This window comes from Occallatibacter sp., from assembly GCF_049582745.1.
GTDB lineage: Bacteria > Acidobacteriota > Terriglobia > Terriglobales > Acidobacteriaceae > Telmatobacter.
The window spans coordinates 1-3,706 of the sequence record NZ_JBAUUO010000123.1 but is presented as its reverse complement, the minus strand read 5'-3'; the positions used below and the strand labels follow the sequence as shown (position 1 = coordinate 3,706).

At 57.7% G+C, this 3,706-nt stretch carries 1 protein-coding gene; it reads left to right on the top strand.

Going from position 1 to position 3,706, the window contains the following annotated elements:
- Nucleotides 1–964: 964 nt before the first annotated feature.
- The gene (locus WCA10_RS17400; protein WP_472823783.1) at nucleotides 965–3,442 is read left to right on the top strand and encodes an ABC transporter permease; all 2,478 of its coding nucleotides are present in this window, start codon (nucleotides 965–967) and stop codon (nucleotides 3,440–3,442) included.
- The last annotated feature ends 264 nt before the right edge of the window (nucleotides 3,443–3,706 follow it).

Sequence of the window (3,706 nt, the reverse complement as noted above, 5' to 3'; positions counted from 1 at the left end):
GTTGCTCCAGCTTTCGACGGACTTCTTCGCTCAGAACGATTGGCTGCGCAACACGCATATCGAGGTCTCCTCATCATAAGATGAGTCTCGATATATAACTGATGTTAATAATGAGACACTACACTAGAACCTGTACGCCTCTGACCAGTTTGATTGGCCTGCGCACCGTCTCGAAGGAATCGAGTTATGAGCGCGTACTTGGACTGTCTTTCGGACCATACCTTTTCGAGAACGTGTAACTCGAGAATCGCAGGTTCTCGGAGAGTGGACATATTCTCTGTAATATCTTGGGATCTCGCCGTCCTCGATAGGAAGCAATCTTCAACTCGGTAGATGGCCTGCGAGAAGCAATTCATTCACTCGTTAGTTCGAGACTCCATGCAACGTTACCTTTGTTTGGGCCATGAAGACTGAACCCAAGTTGATAACGCATGGAATCGGTTGTCGGAGAGCATGATCGTCGGTGAATTGAGACGACCGGAGCGGCCTTTTATACGCGGCGGCTTTCCAGCCTAGTCTTGATCTCGATTCCCCCCGGAGGCAGTTGTCGAGGGCTACGGTAACGTAGCGAGGAGTTGTTGCGTTCCAAGCTCCCTTCGGCACAGAGATGAGTGACTGTGCTTAGAGCCTTTGTTGAGGGACGCGGAGCTTCAGTCCGGTTCGCTTTCTGCGGCCGGAACATAAAACGGTGCTATCCAGGTGGGTGTTTGCATTCACTGCCGCGCACTCACCTCGCGGCCGCGTCCTGGTTGTCTTTAGTGCGATTCCTACTCAGACAAGCCCGCCAACGCAATACGGCCGGAACGCTGGAACGAGACCTAAACCTGCTCTAGTCACATCGCAGGAATCGCGCCCCGGAGTATTATGTCTTCCGCATCTCCGACGAACTTACAGGGGCTCCCCTGCGTACCCATAATTACGCACCTGCAATCGACGGGAAAGCAGTCGTAGGAAGGGGCTCCGCATGGCACAGTTTGGCGAGCAATTCAAGCAAGTTGTCAGGAGACTGGCCCGGGCCCCTCTCTTCACCGCCATTACTCTCCTCACGCTGGCGGTCGGCATCGGGGCCAACACGGTTGTGTTCAGCGTAGTGGAAGGCGTGTTGCTGAAGCCGCTGAGTTACCCTCATTCGGAGCAACTGGTAGGCGTGTGGTACCACGTGGCGGGGATTCCCATCGACAAGCTGCCCATGGCTCCGTTCCTCTATTTCATGGAGCGTGAGCAAGGCACGACCTTCCAGGATATCGGCGTATATAACTACGACGGCTTGAATGTGACCGGTGCGGGCGAACCCGAACACGTACTGGGATTCGATGTTACCGACGGCACGCTACCCCTCCTCGGAGCAAAGCCGGTGTTGGGCCGCCTGTTCACACGGCGCGACGACACCGCCGGCGCTCCCCAAACCGTCATTCTTTCCTATGCATACTGGCAGAAGAAATTTGCTGGCAGCAATTCTGTGATTGGCCGCACCATCAGAATTGACGGAAAAACGCGCGAAATCATCGGCGTCCTGCCTCGGGATTTTCACTTCCTCGACAGCGAAGACGCGGCGCTCTACGTGCCCATGCAGTGGGACCGCAGCAAGATAAAGTTGGGAAACTTCAGTTACCAGGGCATCGCCCGCTTGAAGCCTGGTGTGACCCTGGCGCAAGTCCAGGCGGATATGTCTCGCCTCATCCCCATCGGCGTCCGCAGTTTTCCCGCGCCCGAAGGGTTCCCTCTCAGTCTGTTTGAGAAAATACAGATGCAGCCGGTTCCACGCCCCTTGAAGCAGGACGTCATCGGCGACATCGGCAACATCTTGTGGGTCTTAATGGGCTCCATCGGCGTGGTGCTGCTGGTAGCCTGCGCCAATGTGGCCAACCTGTTGCTGGTGCGCGTGGAAGGCCGCCGCCAGGAATTGGCGATTCGCACCGCGCTGGGCGCCGGCCGCGGGCGCATCACGGGCGGATTGTTATTCGAGAGCCTGGTACTGGGATTCGCCGGCAGTGTCATCGGCTTGGCTATTGCTTACGCGGCCCTTCGCGCCCTGATCGCACTCAAGCCAGTCGGCCTTCCGCGCCTGAATGAGATTGGCATCGATGGCCCTGTGCTGCTCTTCGCCCTCCTGCTGGCGCTGTCTGTCAGCCTGGTCATTGGTTCCATTCCTGCCATCAAGTATGCCGGCCCCACCCTGCACAAAGAACTCCGCGAAGGGGGACGGGCTTTGAGCCAAGGCAGGGAACGCCAGCGGACACGGAAGGCGCTTGTCGTAGTGCAGGTGGCTCTCGCCCTGGTCTTGCTGATTTGTTCCGGCTTGATGATCCACACCTTCCGGGCCTTGATGCACGTGTCCCCCGGCTTTGCCGATCCGCAAACCGTGCAGACGTTTCATCTGTACATTCCCGAGTCGCGCGTTCCCGACACGCAGCGCGAACAGGTGGTCCGCCTCCAACAGGAGATCGCGAACAAACTTGCCGCCATTCCAGGCGTCTCCTCGGTTAGTTTTGGCACCAACATTCCTTTTCAGGGATATGGTTCCAACGATCCGGTTTTCGTGAAAGACCGCATCTACAAGCCCGGCGAGCTTCCGCCGATTCGCCGCTTCAAGTTCGTATCGCCAGGGTTTTTCGCCACTATGGGAACGACACTCCTGGGGGGCCGCGATCTCACCTGGGCGGACACCTACCAGAAGAGACCTGTCGCTATCCTCTCGGAGAACCTGGCCAGAGAATACTGGCACGACCCGGCCGCCGCGATTGGTGCACAGATTCGCGTGGGCACTATAGACGACTGGCGTGAAGTCGTGGGCGTAGTGAAAGATATTCATGATGATGGCGTCAACAATCCCGCGCCCTCATCCGTCTACTGGCCGCTCTTCCGAAATCACTTCGAGGGCCAGCCCGAGCAGGTGGAACGGAATGTCGGGTTCGTGATTCGCTCCAGCCGCGCGGGCTCCGCGACCTTCATGAATGAAGTGCAACGGGCGGTCTGGTCGATCGATTCCGATCTCCCTCTAGCCGATGCGAGCACCCTCGGTGCCATGTATACCAAGTCGTTGGCCCGCACCTCGTTCACACTCATCATGCTTTGCGTTGCCGGAAGCATGGCCCTGCTGCTCGGCATCGTCGGAATCTATGGAGTCATTTCCTGCGCAGTGTCGCAACGCACGCGCGAAATCGGCATTCGCATGGCGCTCGGAGCGGAGCGGCAGGCGCTGATCGCCATGTTTGTGCGCCAGGGTCTGTGGCTCACGGCCATTGGCATCGTTATTGGCCTTGCCACCGCGTTTGTCTCCATGCGCCTCATGGCCTCGCTTTTGTTCAATGTGAGCCCGTCGGATCCGTGGAGTTACGGCATTGCGACTTTATGCGTCATCGGGATAGCCTCGGTGGCGTGTTACCTCCCTTCCCGCAAAGCCGCAGTGGTGAATCCGGTAAATGCGCTGCGGGCGGAGTAGTAGGCCCGGCGAACCCGGGTTCGGAACCGCTCAGGCGACGAGAACTCGTGCTGGCTTTGTGTTGCACGAGGACAAGGAACGATTGACTAGAGGTATAGTTCATACCACGGTGAGCTTGACTGAAGTCGGTAGCACCGCTGGTCCCACAAGGAGAATGACTATGAGCCTAAAGATGGGCACGCGAGAAGTGAAAGACATTATCATCATCGACCTTAGCGGGCGACTCACTATGGGGGAGCCAAGTGCAGCCATTCGCGATGAGGT

Bases quoted from the DNA above. Each gene is read 5' to 3' on its own strand.
- WCA10_RS17400 (WP_472823783.1), top strand. From the start codon at position 965: ATGGCACAGTTTGGCGAGCAATTCAAGCAAGTTGTCAGGAGACTGGCC.